The organism is Pseudomonas sp. FBCC-B1565 (assembly GCF_059133265.1).
In genome coordinates this window covers 5,381,734-5,395,941 of record NZ_CP101438.1, presented here as the reverse complement: position 1 = coordinate 5,395,941, position 14,208 = coordinate 5,381,734, and the positions used below count along the sequence as shown (strand labels likewise).

Annotated in this window: 13 protein-coding genes; 7 read left to right on the top strand and 6 right to left on the bottom strand. The window is 62.5% G+C overall.

The window, feature by feature from the left end; translation table 11 throughout:
- Positions 1 to 110 precede the first annotated feature (110 nt).
- From recO to tadA, 4 genes are all read left to right on the top strand, one after another.
- Entirely contained in the window at positions 111 to 800 is a 690-nt protein-coding gene (gene recO / locus NL123_RS24965; protein WP_058425777.1) for a DNA repair protein RecO, read from the top strand.
- A 51-nt stretch (positions 801 to 851) separates the two neighbouring features.
- A complete protein-coding gene (gene pdxJ / locus NL123_RS24960; RefSeq protein ID WP_494356569.1) occupies positions 852 to 1,595 on the top strand; it encodes a pyridoxine 5'-phosphate synthase in 744 nt (247 codons plus the stop codon).
- 193 nt (positions 1,596 to 1,788) lie between these two features.
- Positions 1,789 to 3,171: a multicopper oxidase family protein gene (locus tag NL123_RS24955; protein WP_494356568.1), complete on the top strand. Its 1,383-nt coding sequence runs from the start codon at positions 1,789 to 1,791 to the stop codon at positions 3,169 to 3,171.
- Positions 3,171 to 3,668: a tRNA adenosine(34) deaminase TadA gene (gene tadA / locus NL123_RS24950; protein ID WP_248486419.1), complete on the top strand. Its 498-nt coding sequence runs from the start codon at positions 3,171 to 3,173 to the stop codon at positions 3,666 to 3,668. Before NL123_RS24955 ends, tadA begins: the two co-directional genes overlap by 1 nt.
- 142 nt (positions 3,669 to 3,810) lie before the next feature.
- Here the strand turns inward: tadA and cmoB are convergent, their stop codons facing one another.
- The 6 genes from cmoB to NL123_RS24920 form a co-directional block, all read right to left on the bottom strand.
- Entirely contained in the window at positions 3,811 to 4,767 is a 957-nt protein-coding gene (cmoB, locus tag NL123_RS24945; RefSeq protein ID WP_248486421.1) for a tRNA 5-methoxyuridine(34)/uridine 5-oxyacetic acid(34) synthase CmoB, read from the bottom strand.
- Positions 4,764 to 5,507: a carboxy-S-adenosyl-L-methionine synthase CmoA gene (cmoA, locus tag NL123_RS24940; protein ID WP_494356567.1), complete on the bottom strand. Its 744-nt coding sequence runs from the start codon at positions 5,505 to 5,507 to the stop codon at positions 4,764 to 4,766. The genes cmoB and cmoA overlap by 4 nt, the downstream gene beginning before the upstream one ends.
- A 36-nt stretch (positions 5,508 to 5,543) precedes the next feature.
- Positions 5,544 to 6,200, bottom strand: coding sequence for a lysoplasmalogenase (locus NL123_RS24935; protein WP_248486425.1), 657 nt, complete (start codon positions 6,198 to 6,200; stop codon positions 5,544 to 5,546).
- A gap of 1 nt (position 6,201) precedes the next feature.
- Positions 6,202 to 6,591, bottom strand: a complete 390-nt coding sequence (locus NL123_RS24930; RefSeq protein WP_248486427.1) for a protease inhibitor I42 family protein — start codon at positions 6,589 to 6,591, stop codon at positions 6,202 to 6,204.
- Positions 6,592 to 6,783: 192 nt separating this feature from the next.
- A complete protein-coding gene (lon, locus tag NL123_RS24925) occupies positions 6,784 to 9,204 on the bottom strand; it encodes an endopeptidase La (RefSeq protein ID WP_071488647.1) in 2,421 nt (806 codons plus the stop codon).
- Between the two features lie 92 nt (positions 9,205 to 9,296).
- On the bottom strand, positions 9,297 to 10,286 hold the full coding sequence (locus NL123_RS24920; protein WP_494356566.1) for a GntR family transcriptional regulator: 990 nt from the start codon (positions 10,284 to 10,286) through the stop codon (positions 9,297 to 9,299).
- A 335-nt stretch (positions 10,287 to 10,621) separates the two neighbouring features.
- Between NL123_RS24920 and NL123_RS24915 the strand changes: the two genes are divergently transcribed.
- From NL123_RS24915 to NL123_RS24905, 3 genes are read left to right on the top strand one after another with little or no spacing between them, the layout of a single operon-like run.
- Positions 10,622 to 11,944 carry an amidase gene (locus NL123_RS24915; RefSeq protein WP_494356565.1) on the top strand — a complete coding sequence of 441 codons (1,323 nt, stop codon included), beginning with the start codon at positions 10,622 to 10,624 and terminating at the stop codon, positions 11,942 to 11,944.
- An 11-nt stretch (positions 11,945 to 11,955) separates the two neighbouring features.
- Positions 11,956 to 12,834, top strand: a complete 879-nt coding sequence (locus tag NL123_RS24910; protein WP_010212857.1) for a polysaccharide deacetylase family protein — start codon at positions 11,956 to 11,958, stop codon at positions 12,832 to 12,834.
- A 30-nt stretch (positions 12,835 to 12,864) separates the two neighbouring features.
- Entirely contained in the window at positions 12,865 to 14,205 is a 1,341-nt protein-coding gene (locus tag NL123_RS24905) for an MFS transporter (protein ID WP_071494004.1), read from the top strand.
- Positions 14,206 to 14,208: the final 3 nt, after the last annotated feature.

The window sequence follows — 14,208 nt, the reverse complement described above, 5'->3', positions numbered from 1 at the left end:
GCGGTGGGTCAGTTGACAAATAAGTGACTGACACACTGCCATCGGGGGCAAGCCCCCTCCCACATTAGGTTTGTGTCGTTTTCAAAAGTGCATTCCAGCAGTGAGCAGCCATGTCCCAATCCCCACCCCCCAGCCAACTCGCCTACGTCCTGCACAGCCGCGCCTACCGCGAGACAAGCGCCTTGGTGGACTTCCTCACGCCCCAGGGCCGCCTGCGCGCAGTCTTGCGCAGTGCGCGGGGCAAGGCGGGCACGCTGGCGCGGCCGTTCGTGGCCCTGGACGTGGAGTTTCGCGGCAAGGGCGAGCTGAAAAACGTCGGCCGCATGGAAAGCGTGGGCACCTCGGCCTGGCTCAACGGCGACGCGCTGTTCAGCGGCCTCTACCTCAATGAACTGCTGATCCGCCTGCTCCCCGCCGAAGACCCGCACCCGGCAGTCTTCGATCACTACGCCGCCACACTGTTGGCCCTGGCCGAAGGTCGTCCCTTGGAGCCGCTGCTGCGTGCGTTCGAATGGCGCCTGCTCGATGACCTGGGCTACGGCTTCGAACTGGCCAACGACCTGCACGGCGAGCCCATCGCCGCCGATGGCATGTATCGCCTGCAGGTGGACGCCGGCCTCGAGCGTGTGTATCTGCTGCAACCCGGCCTGTTCCAGGGCACCGAGCTGCTGGCCATGAGCGAAGCGGACTGGACGGCGCCCGGCGCCTTGTCCGCCGCCAAACGCCTGATGCGCCAGGCCCTGGCTGTGCATTTGGGCGGGCGCCCGCTGGTCAGTCGCGAGTTGTTTCGAAAGCCCTGACAACCCCGTGTATGCTGTGCGGCGTTTCTTTCCCTTTTCAGGAGCGCTTCCGTGACCACCAGCAATCGCATTCTTCTTGGCGTCAACATCGACCACGTCGCTACCCTGCGCCAGGCCCGGGGCACCCGTTACCCTGACCCGGTCAAGGCTGCGCTGGACGCCGAAGAAGCGGGCGCCGACGGCATCACCGTGCACCTGCGCGAAGACCGCCGCCACATCCAGGAGCGCGACGTGCTGCTGCTCAAGGATGTGCTGCAAACCCGCATGAACTTCGAAATGGGCGTCACCGAGGAAATGATGCAGTTCGCCGAGCGCATCCGCCCGGCGCACATCTGCCTGGTGCCCGAAACCCGTCAGGAACTGACCACCGAAGGTGGCCTCGACGTGGCCGGCCAGGAAGCGCGGATCAAGGCCGCCGTGGAGCGCCTGTCGAAGATCGGCAGTGAAGTCTCGCTGTTCATCGACGCCGACGAGCGCCAGATTGAAGCTTCGCGCCGTGTCGGTGCACCGGCCATCGAACTGCACACCGGTCGTTACGCCGACGCCACCACCCCTACCGAAGTGGCTGACGAACTGCAACGCATCATCGACGGTGTGAGTTGCGGCCTCAAGCAAGGCCTGATCGTCAACGCCGGCCATGGCCTGCACTACCACAACGTCGAAGCCGTGGCCGCGATCAAGGGCATCAATGAGCTGAACATCGGCCATGCGCTGGTGGCCCATGCGCTGTTCGTTGGTTTCAAGGGCGCGGTGGCCGAGATGAAAGCCCTGATCCTGGCCGCCGCCAAGCACTAAAAAACACTGAAGATCCAATGTGGGAGGGGGCTTGCCCCCGATAGCAAGGGGTCAGCTACCTCATCCATGGCTGACACACCGCCATCAGGGGCAAGCCCCCTCCCACATGCGAACCCTTACTGTTTAGCCGTTGCAGGTGTATCGTATCTGCCCTTTGCAGGCCTTGGGCCTGCGGCCGATACGTGAGGTTGTTGTGTCCCGATCCTTTTCCCGTCGACAAATCCTGGGTGGTCTTGCAGGCCTGGCCGTAGTGGGCGTCGGTGCCGGTGGCGCCTATCGCTACTGGCTGGGGAAAGTCGCCGAAGCCGAGGCTGGGCATGATTACGAACTGATCGCCGCGCCGTTGGACGTGGAGTTGGTGCCAGGGCACAAGACCCAAGCCTGGGCATTCGGCCCCTCAGCGCCGGGTACCGAGTTGCGGGTGCGCCAGGGCGAATGGCTGCGGGTGCGTTTCATCAACCACCTGCCGGTCGCCACCACCATTCACTGGCACGGCATTCGCCTGCCGCTGGAAATGGACGGCGTGCCCTACGTCTCACAATTGCCGGTACTGCCCGGCGAATACTTCGACTACAAATTCCGCGTACCCGACGCCGGCAGCTACTGGTACCACCCCCACGTGAACAGCAGCGAAGAACTCGGCCGTGGCCTGGTCGGCCCGTTGATCATCGAAGAGCGCGAACCCACAGGTTTCAAGCACGAACGCACCCTCAGCCTGAAAAGCTGGCATGTGGATGAGGAGGGCGCTTTCGTCGCGTTCAGTATCCCGCGTGAGGCCGCTCGGGGCGGTACGGCAGGGCGTTTGTCGACGATCAACGGCGTGTCCCAGGCGGTGATCGATTTGCCGGCCGGGCAGATCACCCGCGTGCGGTTGCTCAACCTCGACAACACCCTGACCTATCGCATCAACATCCCGGATGTTGAAGCGCAGATCTACGCGCTGGACGGCAACCCCATCGAGCCACGCCCCCTGGGCAAGGAATATTGGTTGGGCCCGGGCATGCGTATCTGCCTGGCGATCAAGGCGCCGCCGGTGGGCGAGGAACTGTCGATCCGCAACGGTCCGGTGCGCCTCGGCACCTTCCGTTCGGTCGCCAATACCGATGCGCCCGGCGAATGGCCGTCTGCGTTGCCTGCCAACCCGATCAGCGAGCCGGACCTGGCCAATGCCGAGAAACTCAACTTCAATTTCGAGTGGGTGGGTTCGGTCTCGGTCGATACCGACAACGGCAAGCCACCCAGCCTGTGGCAGATCAACGGCAAGGCCTGGGACATCACCGACAAGACCTGCGCCGATCGTCCGATTGCCAAGCTGGAGAAGGGCAAGAGCTACATTTTCGAATTGAAGAACATGACCCAGTACCAGCACCCGATCCACCTGCACGGCATGAGCTTCAAGGTGATCGCCTCGAACCGCCACAAGGTGATCCCGTATTTCACCGATACCTACCTGCTGGGCAAGAACGAGCGTGCCCGCGTGGCGTTGGTGGCGGATAACCCAGGCGTCTGGATGTTCCACTGCCACGTGATCGACCACATGGAAACCGGCCTGATGGCCGCCATCGAGGTGGCGTGATGCGCCAGATCCGCCCCACCGCGATCATCGACCGCAGCCGCGACCAGGACTTTATGCGCGAAGCCCTGGCCCTCGCCGCCCAAGGTGCTGCGCTGGGTGAAGTGCCCGTCGGCGCGGTGCTGGTGCAGGACGGTCAGATCATCGGCCGAGGCTTCAACTGCCCGATCAGCGGCAACGACCCCAGCGCTCACGCTGAGATGGTCGCCATCCGCGCCGCCGCGCAAGCCATCAGCAATTACCGCCTGGTGGGCAGCACCCTTTACGTGACCCTGGAACCGTGCAGCATGTGCGCGGGCCTGATCGTTCATTCACGGGTTGCCCGTGTGGTGTATGGCGCGCTGGAGCCCAAGGCGGGGATCGTGCAAAGCCAGGGGCAGTTTTTTACCCAGGGCTTTCTGAATCATCGAGTGTTGTTCGAGGGTGGTGTGCTGGCTGAGGAGTGCGGGACGGTATTGAGCGAGTTCTTCAGGGCGCGCCGGGCCAAACCTGCTCTCTAAACGACGCTGGAGATCAAAATGTGGGAGGGGGCTTGCCCCCGATAGCAGTGGGTCAGTAAGCATATTTATGACTGATACACCGCCATCGGGGGCAAGCCCCCTCCCACATTTGGAACTCTATTTTATCAGTGAGGTATCAGCGTCACTTCCTGGCGACGATCACCGCCCGCATCGGCGCCGGCAGCCCTTCTATCGTCTTGCTGTGGTCTTCGGGGTCGAGGAAGTCACTCAGCGACTGGTACTTCATCCACTCCGTCCCGCGCTGTTCCTCGACCGTGGTCACGCTCACATCCACGCAGCGCACATCGCTGAAGCCTGCACGGCGCAGCCATAGCATCAGCGCCGGCACTGAGGGCAGGAACCACACGTTACGCATCTGCGCGTAGCGATCTTCCGGCACCAGCACTTGTTGCTGATCGCCTTCCACCACCAAGGTTTCCAAGACCAGTTCGCCGCCTTTGACCAAGGTGTCTTTCAACGCCAGCAAATGCTCGATGGGCGAACGCCGGTGATAGAACACGCCCATGGAAAACACCGTATCAAAACCTTCCAGATTCGCTGGCAGGTCTTCGAACGGGAACGGTAGGTGCCAGGCCTTGGGCTCGGAGAGGTAACGCTGCACCGCCTGGAACTGGCAGAAAAACAGCCAATTCGGGTCCACGCCGATCACGCTGTCGGCGCCGGCGCCGAGCATGCGCCACATGTAGTAGCCGTTGCCGCAGCCGACATCGAGAATGCGCTTGCCCTTCAGGTTCAGGTGCGGCGCAACCCGCGACCATTTCCAGTCCGAGCGCCACTCGGTGTCCACATGCACGCCGAACAGGTTGAACGGCCCTTTGCGCCACGGGCTCAGGCCCATCAACGCAGTGTGCATCTGCGCGCGGGTGTCATCGTCGCAGTCGGTGTCGAGTGTCAGGCCGTTGAGCAAATCCACGTCGCTGGGCTGGATCTTGGGCAGCGCATCCAGCGCACTCTGCCAACGCGCAAGGTCGCCATGACCCTTTTCCATCTTGCTGTCGAGTTGCGCTTGCAGGCCCTGGGCCCACACGGCCAGGGGAGTGCCGACCAGGTGGCGGGCGAGGGGGGACAGATCAATCATGGCAAGGCAATCAACGAGGCAAAGTTAAGACACTGGAACCACGGCACGACTTTAGAGAACCCGGCCGCCAGCAGGCGTTCGCGGTGTTCTTCGAGGCTGTCGGGCTTCATGACGTTTTCGATGGCGCTGCGCTTCTGGGCGATTTCCAGTTCGCTGTAGCCGTTGGCGCGTTTGAACGCGATATGCAGGTCGGTGAGCAGCGCGTGTTCTTCGGCATTGTTGAAGCGCAATTTCTCCGACAGGATCAACGCACCGCCCGGCAACAGCGCTTGGCGGATGCGCGAGAGCAACGCCAGGCGCTCATCGGGGGCAATGAATTGCAGGGTGAAATTCAGCGCCACCACCGAGGCCGGGGCAAATTGCAGTGCGAGGATATCGCCCTCGATCACCTCGACCGGCAGCAACTCCTGGAACATCGAGTCCTGGCCGTTGAGGTATTCACGGCAGCGCTCGACCATCGCCGTCGAGTTATCCACCGCGATCACCCGGCAACCGTCAGTGCGCACATGGCGACGCAGGGCCTGGGTGACCGCGCCGAGGGACGAGCCCAGGTCATAGAGCACGCTATTGGGTTGGGCAAATTGCGCCGCGAGTACGCCGAGGTTCTCAACGATGGTCGGGTAACCCGGCACCGAGCGCTTGATCATGTCCGGGAACACCCGCACCACGTCTTCGTTGAAGGCGAAGTCCGGCACCTGGGGCAGGGGCTGGGCGAATAGGCGATCGGGTTCTTTGCTCACGGTTGTTCCGGCGACGATTGGGGAAAGGCCGGCATTTTAGCCAACTTGGCCCTCGGATGCGCGGGTTGTCTGATGGAAAGCCGAGGCGGTGATGCCCCATTGTCCCAGCCAATAAGTGACGATCAGCAAATACGGCGCCGCCTCGAACGCCACCACAAACCGATTGATCCCGATCAGCGTGTCGGAAAACACAAACGACGCCGCGCCCGCCGCCGCCAGCAGTGCCGAGCGCTGCGGCACTTCACTGCCCAAGCGTGCCAGTGCACGCCAGAGCATGGCGCTGATCACCAGCGCATACACCACCACCGGAATCAGCAGGTCGCCCAGGCCGTGGGAAATCAGGATGCTCAGCAGGATCGCGCCCACGCCCAACGCCAGTAGCAGCGGCAGCCATGCAAGACGACGGCAGTCGCTGAAATAGGCCTTGAGGTACGCCAGGTGCGCAAACAGGAACGCACCCAGGCCAAAGATAAACAGGTCGCCGGGCCAGGCCAGCAACACGTCGCCCACCAAGGAGAAAATCAGCCCCAGGCTGATCCAGCGTCGATAGTCGGTGGGCGGTGCATCATGCAGCCAGCCCAGCAGCGCCAGCACCGGCAGTGGCTTGACCAGCAGGCACAATAAGGTGGCATGGGTGGTCAGGCCGTAGATGAAAGTGCCGGCGCCCATCAACGCAAGAATCAGCCAAGGCATATCAGTTCACCGTAATGGCGCAGTCAAAGGTTTCGACGGGCTCGGCTTCCGGCTCCCAGGGTTGCTGGGAGGTCAGGCGCAAACGGCCCTGGCCGGCGGCGAAGGCCTGGAAGCGCCAGGTCGATTGGCCGCCGCCGCCGATCACGCCGGATTCTGTGCTGCTGTAGACCTCAGGGCTCAACGCACGCAGTACGCCGCCAGCGGAATCCTGGATGGCCCAGCGGTAACCGGTGGTGGGGTTGCTTGGGAGGGTGAGGATCAGGTTTTGCCCGGTTTTAAGTTGAAGCGGGCAGGTGCTCTGGTTGTCCACGCTGATGTTTTGCTTCGGTGCGCTGGCACACGCGGCCAGCAGGGCAAGGCTCAAGGGGAGAAGCAGGCGGGCAGCGGTCATGGGGGCTCCGTTCATTCACGACGAAGGGCGAGCATAACCGAAGATGAGACAAGGTGTGACAACAGGGGATTTTGTGATGAATGTTCTGGCCCCATCGCGGGCAAGCCCCCTCCCACATTTTGATTTGTGAACACATTCAAATGTGGGAGTGGGCTTGCCCGCGATGGCGTCATACCAGGCGCTGGATAGCTGTCAGAAGAGCACCTTCGCCACATCCGCAAAGCGCTTGGCAAAGTGCACCGTCATGCCTTCCTTGAGGTACTCCGGCAACTCTTCAAAACTGCCACGGTTCGGCTCCGGCAAGATCAGCTCATGGATCTTCTGGCGCCGGGCCGCGATCACCTTCTCACGCACCCCGCCAATCGGCAGCACATGCCCGGTCAACGTCAGTTCGCCGGTCATGGCCACGCCTTTTTTCGGCGGCTGGTTACGCGCCAGCGACAACAACGCACTGGCCATGGTCACCCCGGCGCTCGGGCCGTCTTTGGGCGTGGCGCCTTCCGGCACATGCAAGTGCACGAAGGCTTCATCGAAGAATTTCGGATCGCCGCCAAACGATTTCAGGTTCGAACTGATGTAGCTGTAGGCGATTTCGGCGGATTCCTTCATCACTTCACCCAATTGCCCGGTGAGCTTGAAGCCGCGGTTGAGCGTATGGATGCGCGTGGCCTCGATCGGCAAGGTTGCGCCGCCCATGCTGGTCCAGGCCAGGCCGGTGATCACGCCGGTGCCGGACAGCACTTGCTCATTGCGGAACACCGGCATGCCCAGGGAGCTTTCCAGGTCCTTGTTGCCGATCTTGATCACCGAGTCCGGCTCATCCAGCAGCTTGACCACCGCCTTGCGCACCAGTTTGCCCAGTTGTTTCTCCAACTGGCGCACCCCGGCTTCGCGAGCATAACCGTCGATGAGTGCGCGCAGGGCGCCGTCGCTGATGGTCAGGCTGGTTTTCGCCACACCGGCTTTTTCCAGCTGCTTGGGCCACAGGTGACGCTTGGCGATGGCGACTTTTTCTTCGGTGATATAGCCCGACAGGCGAATTACTTCCATGCGGTCCAGCAACGGGCCGGGGATGGAATCCAGGGTGTTGGCGGTGCACACGAACAGCACTTTGGACAGGTCCAGGCGCAGGTCCAGGTAGTGGTCAAGGAATTCGACGTTCTGCTCCGGGTCGAGGGTTTCCAGCAGCGCCGACGCCGGGTCGCCCTGGAAGCTCTGGCCCATCTTGTCGATCTCGTCGAGCATGATCACCGGGTTCATCACCTCCACGTCCTTGAGCGCCTGCACCAGCTTGCCGGGCAGCGCGCCGATGTAGGTGCGGCGATGACCCTTGATCTCGGCCTCGTCGCGCATGCCGCCGACGCTGAAGCGATAGAACGGCCGGCCCAGGGACTCGGCGATGGATTTGCCCACACTGGTCTTGCCCACACCCGGTGGGCCGACCAGCAGCACGATCGAGCCGGCGACTTCGCCTTTATAGGCGCCCACCGCGAGGAACTCGAGGATGCGACTCTTGATGTCATCCAGGCCCGCGTGGTGTTTATCCAATACCTTGCGTGCGTGTTTCAGGTCGAGTTTGTCCTCGCCGTACACGCCCCACGGCACCGAGGTGGCCCAGTCCAGGTAGTTGCGCGTTACCGCGTATTCCGGCGAACCGGTCTCGAGGATCGACAGCTTGTTCAGCTCTTCATCAATGCGTTTTTTCGCCTGAGCCGGCAGCACTTTACCTTCCAGGCGTTGCTCGAACTGTTCGACGTCCGCGCTGCGGTCGTCCTTGGTCAGGCCCAGCTCCTGCTGGATGACCTTGAGCTGTTCCTTGAGGAAGAACTCACGCTGGTGCTCGCCGATCTTGCGGTTCACCTCGGCGGAGAGTTCTTTTTGCAGGCGGGCGACTTCGACTTCCTTGCGCAGCATCGGCAGCACTTTTTCCATGCGCTTGAGCATGGGCACGCAGTCCAGCACTTCCTGCAACTCGTTACCGGTGGCCGAGGTCAGCGCGGCGGCGAAGTCGGTAAGCGGCGACGGGTCGTTGGGGCTGAAGCGGTTGAGGTAGTTCTTCAGTTCTTCGCTGTACAGCGGGTTGAGCGGCAGCAGTTCCTTGATCGCATTGATCAGCGCCATGCCATAGGCCTTGACCTCGTCGGTCGGCTCGCTGGGCTGGTGCGGGTATTCGACTTCCACCAGATACGGTGGGCGGTGATGCTTGAGCCAGGTCTTGATGCGCACGCGGGTCAGGCCCTGGGCGACGAATTGCAGCTTGCCGTTCTCGCGGCTGGCGTGGTGCACCTTCACCAGGGTGCCGTACAACGGCAGGCTGGAGGTGTCGAAGTGGCGCGGGTCTTCCGGCGGCGTGTCCATGAAGAACAGGGCCAGGGAGTGGTGATCGGACTTGCTTACCAGCTCCAGGGTTTCGGCCCATGGTTCTTCATTGACGATTACCGGCAGCACTTGCGCCGGGAAGAATGGCCGATTGTGGATCGGGATGATATAGACCTTGTCCGGCAGGTTTTGCCCAGGCAGGGCCAGGCCGGTGTTGGACGAGGCGGATTCAGCGTTTTCGGGGTCGGCGTAGTCGTTGAGGTCGTAATCGGGGAAATCTTGCTGGTCGCTCATGGGGCACCTGCATAAGGAAGTATGGTGCTTAGATGGGGCGGGGCAGTGGTGGTTTCAATGGCGGGGTGGAGTTAGCAACAAATTGCATGAATTCAGCTGATCTTGTGCAGATAACTCGGCAACGGCTGCTCCGGTAACACCGACAGCACCTTCAACCGCTGCAACATACGTTGCCTGGCCCGCTGCAAATGCTCGCGCAGGTTCAGCGCCGCCGCATCAAACGCACCATGCAGCAGCAGCTCCAATATCAACCGATGTTCGGCCAGCATGGCTGGATCCGCGCCGATCCCCAGCAAGCGGTAGAAAATCCGGCTGATGATCATTGGGCTCTGACCTTGGCGGATCAACGCCGCGATCTTGCGGTTCTGCAGGCCGGCCAGGCAGCGTTGGTGCAAGTCTTCCTCGATCTGTTCGATGGCCTCCAGACTGCAGTGGGGGCTGTCCTGAGCGGCCTGCACGCGCTGCAACATGGCTTCGAGCAACTCGCGGTCGAGGTGGGGCGCGCTCTGGCGCAGCGCTTCAGGTTCCAGACAGGCGCGCAGCTCGTAGTCTTCGGTGACTTCCCGTGCTGTCAAAGGCCCCGCCAGCCATTGCGAGTAGGGCTCCTTTTCCACCAGGCCACGGTCGCGCAGGCGCATCAGCGCTTCGCGCACCACTGCGCGGCTGACACCGTAGTGGTCGGCGGCGGCTTGCTCGTCGAGGCGGTAATGGCCGAAGGCGATGCAGGTGGACAGCGCCGTGCCGATCTCTTCGACGATGCGTTCGCCCAACGGCCGCGTATCCACCAGTTCATCCTCACCGTTGAGCCCCAGGTGTGCATGGCTCAGGGGCAGGCGCAGCGGTTCCATCGCCAGGCCTTCGGGGTTGATCAGGTAACCCCGGCCGTTGAAGCGACAGATCAGGCCTTCTTCATGCAACAGGTCCAGGGCCTTGCGCACCGGCACGCGACTGGTGCCGAACAATTCGGCCAGCGGTGCTTCCAGCAAGACCAGGCCGTGGCGCGCAGTGCCGTTGACGATCGCGTCACGCATCACCTTGTGAATCATCGCGTAACGGGAGGCCGAGGCGGACACTGCTTTCATTGCATTCTCTGGGCTGAAGAGTCTGGGGCCGAGGATTCTCTCATAAGTCGTGCCTGTCACTCTGCGCCACGTCGGTGGCACTTTTTTGGGGCCTGGAAAGTGAGGATGTTACTTTTCTGCACCAAAATGTACTTATTAATAAAAGATACATTATTTCATTGAAGGCGCTCTTCCGTGTCCTGGCAAGATTTTTCCTGCCATCTAAAAGCATCTATCCCGCTGCTCTGGGCAAATATCCCTCACCGCGCACAAACGTCACGATACAGGCTGGCACGGAACCTGCCTTTGTAAAACGTACATTTTATTAATATGTACGTTTTATGAGGATCAAGTCGATGTCAGACGCCACTTCCATGGCCGAGGATTTCGCCAGCGGTCGCAGCGACCCGGTGCAAGTCCTCGAACAGGCACTTGATAAGGCCAGCCAAACCCCGGCCGTGTTCATCAGCCTGACCGCCGAGCGTGCCCGCCGTGAAGCCGAAGCCTCGGCTGCCCGTTGGCGCGCCGGCCAGCCATTGAGTGGGTTCGATGGGGTGCCGCTGGCCTGGAAGGACCTGTTCGATGTGGCCGGCAGCATCACCACCGCAGGCGCTGCCTATCGCCGCAACGCGCCTGCCGCGTTGCTTGATGCGCCTACGGTCGGCCTGTTGTGCCGCGCCGGCATGGTCAGTATCGGCAAGACCAACCTGAGCGAACTGGCTTATTCCGGCTTGGGCCTGAACCCGCATTTCGGCACGCCGCATAATCCCCATGGCGGCGACCAACCGCGCATTCCTGGCGGCTCGTCGTCCGGCTCGGCGGTGGCGGTGGCGGCCGGGATCGTGCCCATCGCCATGGGCACTGACACCGCCGGTTCCATCCGCATCCCGTCAGCGTTCAATGGCCTGGTGGGCTACCGCAGCAGCAGCCGACGCTACAGTCGCGACGGCGTGTTCCCCCTGGCCCACAGCCTCGACAGCCTCGGCCCGCTGACCCGCAGCGTGCGCGATGCGCTGGCCATCGACGACCTGCTACATGGCCGTACCCAGACCCACACTGCCCGCAGCCTCAAGGGCCAGCGCTTTGTGCTGGCGCAACAGGACGCTGAACCCGCCGTGCGCAACAATCTGCTGCGCGCAGTGGAGCAACTCAAGGCCCGGGGCGCACTTGTTGAAGAGCGTGAATGCGCGACGTTCCAGGCCACCCTGGACCTGATCAAGCACCACGGCTGGCTCGGTTCCTTCGAAGCCTTTGCCCTGCATGAAGCGCTGCTCGACAGCCCCGACGCCGAGCAACTCGACCCTCGCGTACGTCGCCGCCTCGAAGCCGCGCGCGCACTGCCCGCCAGTCAGCTTATCCACCTGACCGACGCACGCCGCCGCCTGCAACAGCAACTGATCGACGACCTCGACGGTGCACTCCTGATCACCCCGACCGTCGCCCATGTCGCACCCGCCCTGGCAGCGCTGGAGGCCGACGACGACCTGTTTGTCAAAACCAATCTCGCCACCCTGCGCCTGACCATGCCCGGCAGCTTGCTCGACATGCCCGGCGTGACCCTGCCCAGCGGCCGCGATGCCCAGGGCCTGCCCACCGGGCTGCTGCTCAGCGCCCCGACCGGAGAAGACGCGCGCCTGCTGCGCGCGGCGTTGTCCGTCGAAACCGTACTTAACGTTTAAGGAGACACACCATGGCTAAAGACATCCTCTGTGCATTTGGCGTCGACGTTGACGCCGTCGCCGGCTGGCTCGGTTCATACGGCGGCGAAGACTCGCCGGACGATATCTCCCGCGGCCTGTTCGCCGGTGAAGTCGGCGCGCCGCGCCTGCTGAAATTGTTCGAGCGCTATGGCCTGCGTACCACCTGGTTCATTCCCGGCCACTCGATGGAAACTTTCCCCGAGCAGATGAAGGCCGTGGCCGACGCCGGTCACGAAATCGGGGTGCACGGCTACAGCCACGAAAACCCCATCGCGATGACGGCCGAGCAGGAAGAAATCGTCCTGGATAAATCCATCGAACTGATCACCCAGGTCACCGGCAAGCGCCCCACCGGCTATGTCGCGCCGTGGTGGGAATTCAGCAAGGTCACCAACGAACTGCTGCTGAAAAAAGGCATCAAGTACGACCACAGCCTGATGCACAACGACTTCCACCCCTACTACGTGCGCAAGGGTGACAGCTGGACCAAGATCGACTACAGCCAGCACCCCGACACCTGGATGAAACCCCTGGTGCGCGGCGAAGAAACCGACCTGGTGGAGATCCCGGCCAACTGGTACCTCGACGACCTGCCGCCGATGATGTTCATCAAGAAAGCCCCCAACAGCCACGGTTTCGTCAACCCGCGTCACCTCGAAGAAATGTGGCGTGACCAGTTCGACTGGGTCTACCGCGAACACGAACACGCGGTGTTCACCATGACCATTCACCCCGATGTCTCCGGCCGCCCGCAAGTGCTGCTGATGCTGGAACGCCTGATTGAACACATCCAAAGCCATGCCGGTGTGCGCTTCGTCACTTTCGACGAAATCGCCGACGACTTCATCCGCCGCCAACCGCGTACCTGAACCTTTGCAACCACCCCTGAGGCGCGACCCATGTCCATCTACAACAAGCTTGACCTGACTGGCTGGAAACCCCGGCAACTGACGTCCCAGGAAGTGCGCTTCGCCACCTGGATCGCGTTTTTCGCCTGGGTGTTTGCGGTGTATGACTTCATCCTGTTCGGCACCTTGCTGCCGGAGATTGGCCGGCACTTTGGCTGGGGTGAAGTGGAGCAAGCGGAAATCGCGACCTGGGTCGCGGTGGGCACGGCGGTGGTGGCGTTTGCCATTGGCCCGGTGGTCGACAAGTTGGGCCGACGCAAAGGCATTATCTTCACCGTGGCCGGCTCCGCGCTGTGTTCGGCGCTGACTGCGATTGGCGGCGCGTGGGGCAAGTCGCCGCTGATTTTGATCCGTTCTCTGGGCGGCCTGGGCTATGCCGAGGAGACCGTCAACGCCACCTACCTGAGCGAGCTGTACGGCGCCTCGGAAGACCCGCGCCTGACCAAACGCCGTGGCTTTATCTACAGCCTGGTGCAAGGCGGCTGGCCGGTCGGTGCGTTGATCGCGGCCGGGTTGACCGCGCTGTTGTTGCCGATCATCGGCTGGCAGGGCTGCTTTATCTTCGCGGCGATCCCGGCCATCGTCATCGCGATCATGGCGCGCAAGCTCAAGGAGAGCCCGCAGTTCCAGATCCACCAGCGCATCAGCGAGCTGCGTAAAAGCGGTGCGGTGAAAGAAGCGCAGAACGTCGCCGTGACCTACGGCGTGGACTACGACGAACACAGCAAGGCCGGCCTCAAGGCCGCCTTCCGTGGCCCGGCGCGCCGCGCCACCCTGGTGATCGGCGCCGCGCTGTTGCTCAACTGGGCAGCGATCCAGGTGTTCAGCGTGCTGGGCACTTCGGTGATCGTCAGCGTGCACCACATCTCGTTCGAGAACTCGCTGATCATCCTCGTGCTGTCGAACCTGGTGGGCTACTGCGGTTACCTCAGCCACGGCTGGATGGGCGACAAGATCGGCCGCCGCAACGTGATCGGCCTGGGCTGGATGCTCGGCGGCCTGGCGTTCGCCGGGATGCTGTTTGGCCCGAGCAATATGCCGATGGTGGTCGGGCTGTACAGCCTGGGCCTGTTTTTCCTGATCGGGCCTTACTCGGCGGCGCTGTTCTTTATCAGCGAGAGTTTCCCCACCAGCATCCGTGCGACCGGTGGCGCGATCATCCACGCCATGGGGCCGATCGGCGCTGTAGTCGCAGGCTTTGGCGCGACCCAAGTGTTGTCCGCCGGCAGCGACTGGCAGACCGCCGCGCTGTGGTTCGGCGCGCTGCCGTGCTTCCTGTCCGGCGCCTTGATGTTTGCCGCACGCCATGTGCGTCCGGAAACCGTTCAGTAAGGA

Bases quoted from the DNA above. Each gene is read 5' to 3' on its own strand.
- NL123_RS24935 (WP_248486425.1), bottom strand. From the start codon at position 6,200: ATGCCTTGGCTGATTCTTGCGTTGATGGGCGCCGGCACTTTCATCTAC.
- cmoB (WP_248486421.1), bottom strand. From the start codon at position 4,767: ATGATTGATCTGTCCCCCCTCGCCCGCCACCTGGTCGGCACTCCCCTG.
- NL123_RS24910 (WP_010212857.1), top strand. From the start codon at position 11,956: ATGGCTAAAGACATCCTCTGTGCATTTGGCGTCGACGTTGACGCCGTC.
- NL123_RS24915 (WP_494356565.1), top strand. From the start codon at position 10,622: ATGTCAGACGCCACTTCCATGGCCGAGGATTTCGCCAGCGGTCGCAGC.
- NL123_RS24930 (WP_248486427.1), bottom strand. From the start codon at position 6,591: ATGACCGCTGCCCGCCTGCTTCTCCCCTTGAGCCTTGCCCTGCTGGCC.
- recO (WP_058425777.1), top strand. From the start codon at position 111: ATGTCCCAATCCCCACCCCCCAGCCAACTCGCCTACGTCCTGCACAGC.
- lon (WP_071488647.1), bottom strand. From the start codon at position 9,204: ATGAGCGACCAGCAAGATTTCCCCGATTACGACCTCAACGACTACGCC.
- NL123_RS24920 (WP_494356566.1), bottom strand. From the start codon at position 10,286: ATGAAAGCAGTGTCCGCCTCGGCCTCCCGTTACGCGATGATTCACAAG.
- tadA (WP_248486419.1), top strand. From the start codon at position 3,171: ATGCGCCAGATCCGCCCCACCGCGATCATCGACCGCAGCCGCGACCAG.
- NL123_RS24905 (WP_071494004.1), top strand. From the start codon at position 12,865: ATGTCCATCTACAACAAGCTTGACCTGACTGGCTGGAAACCCCGGCAA.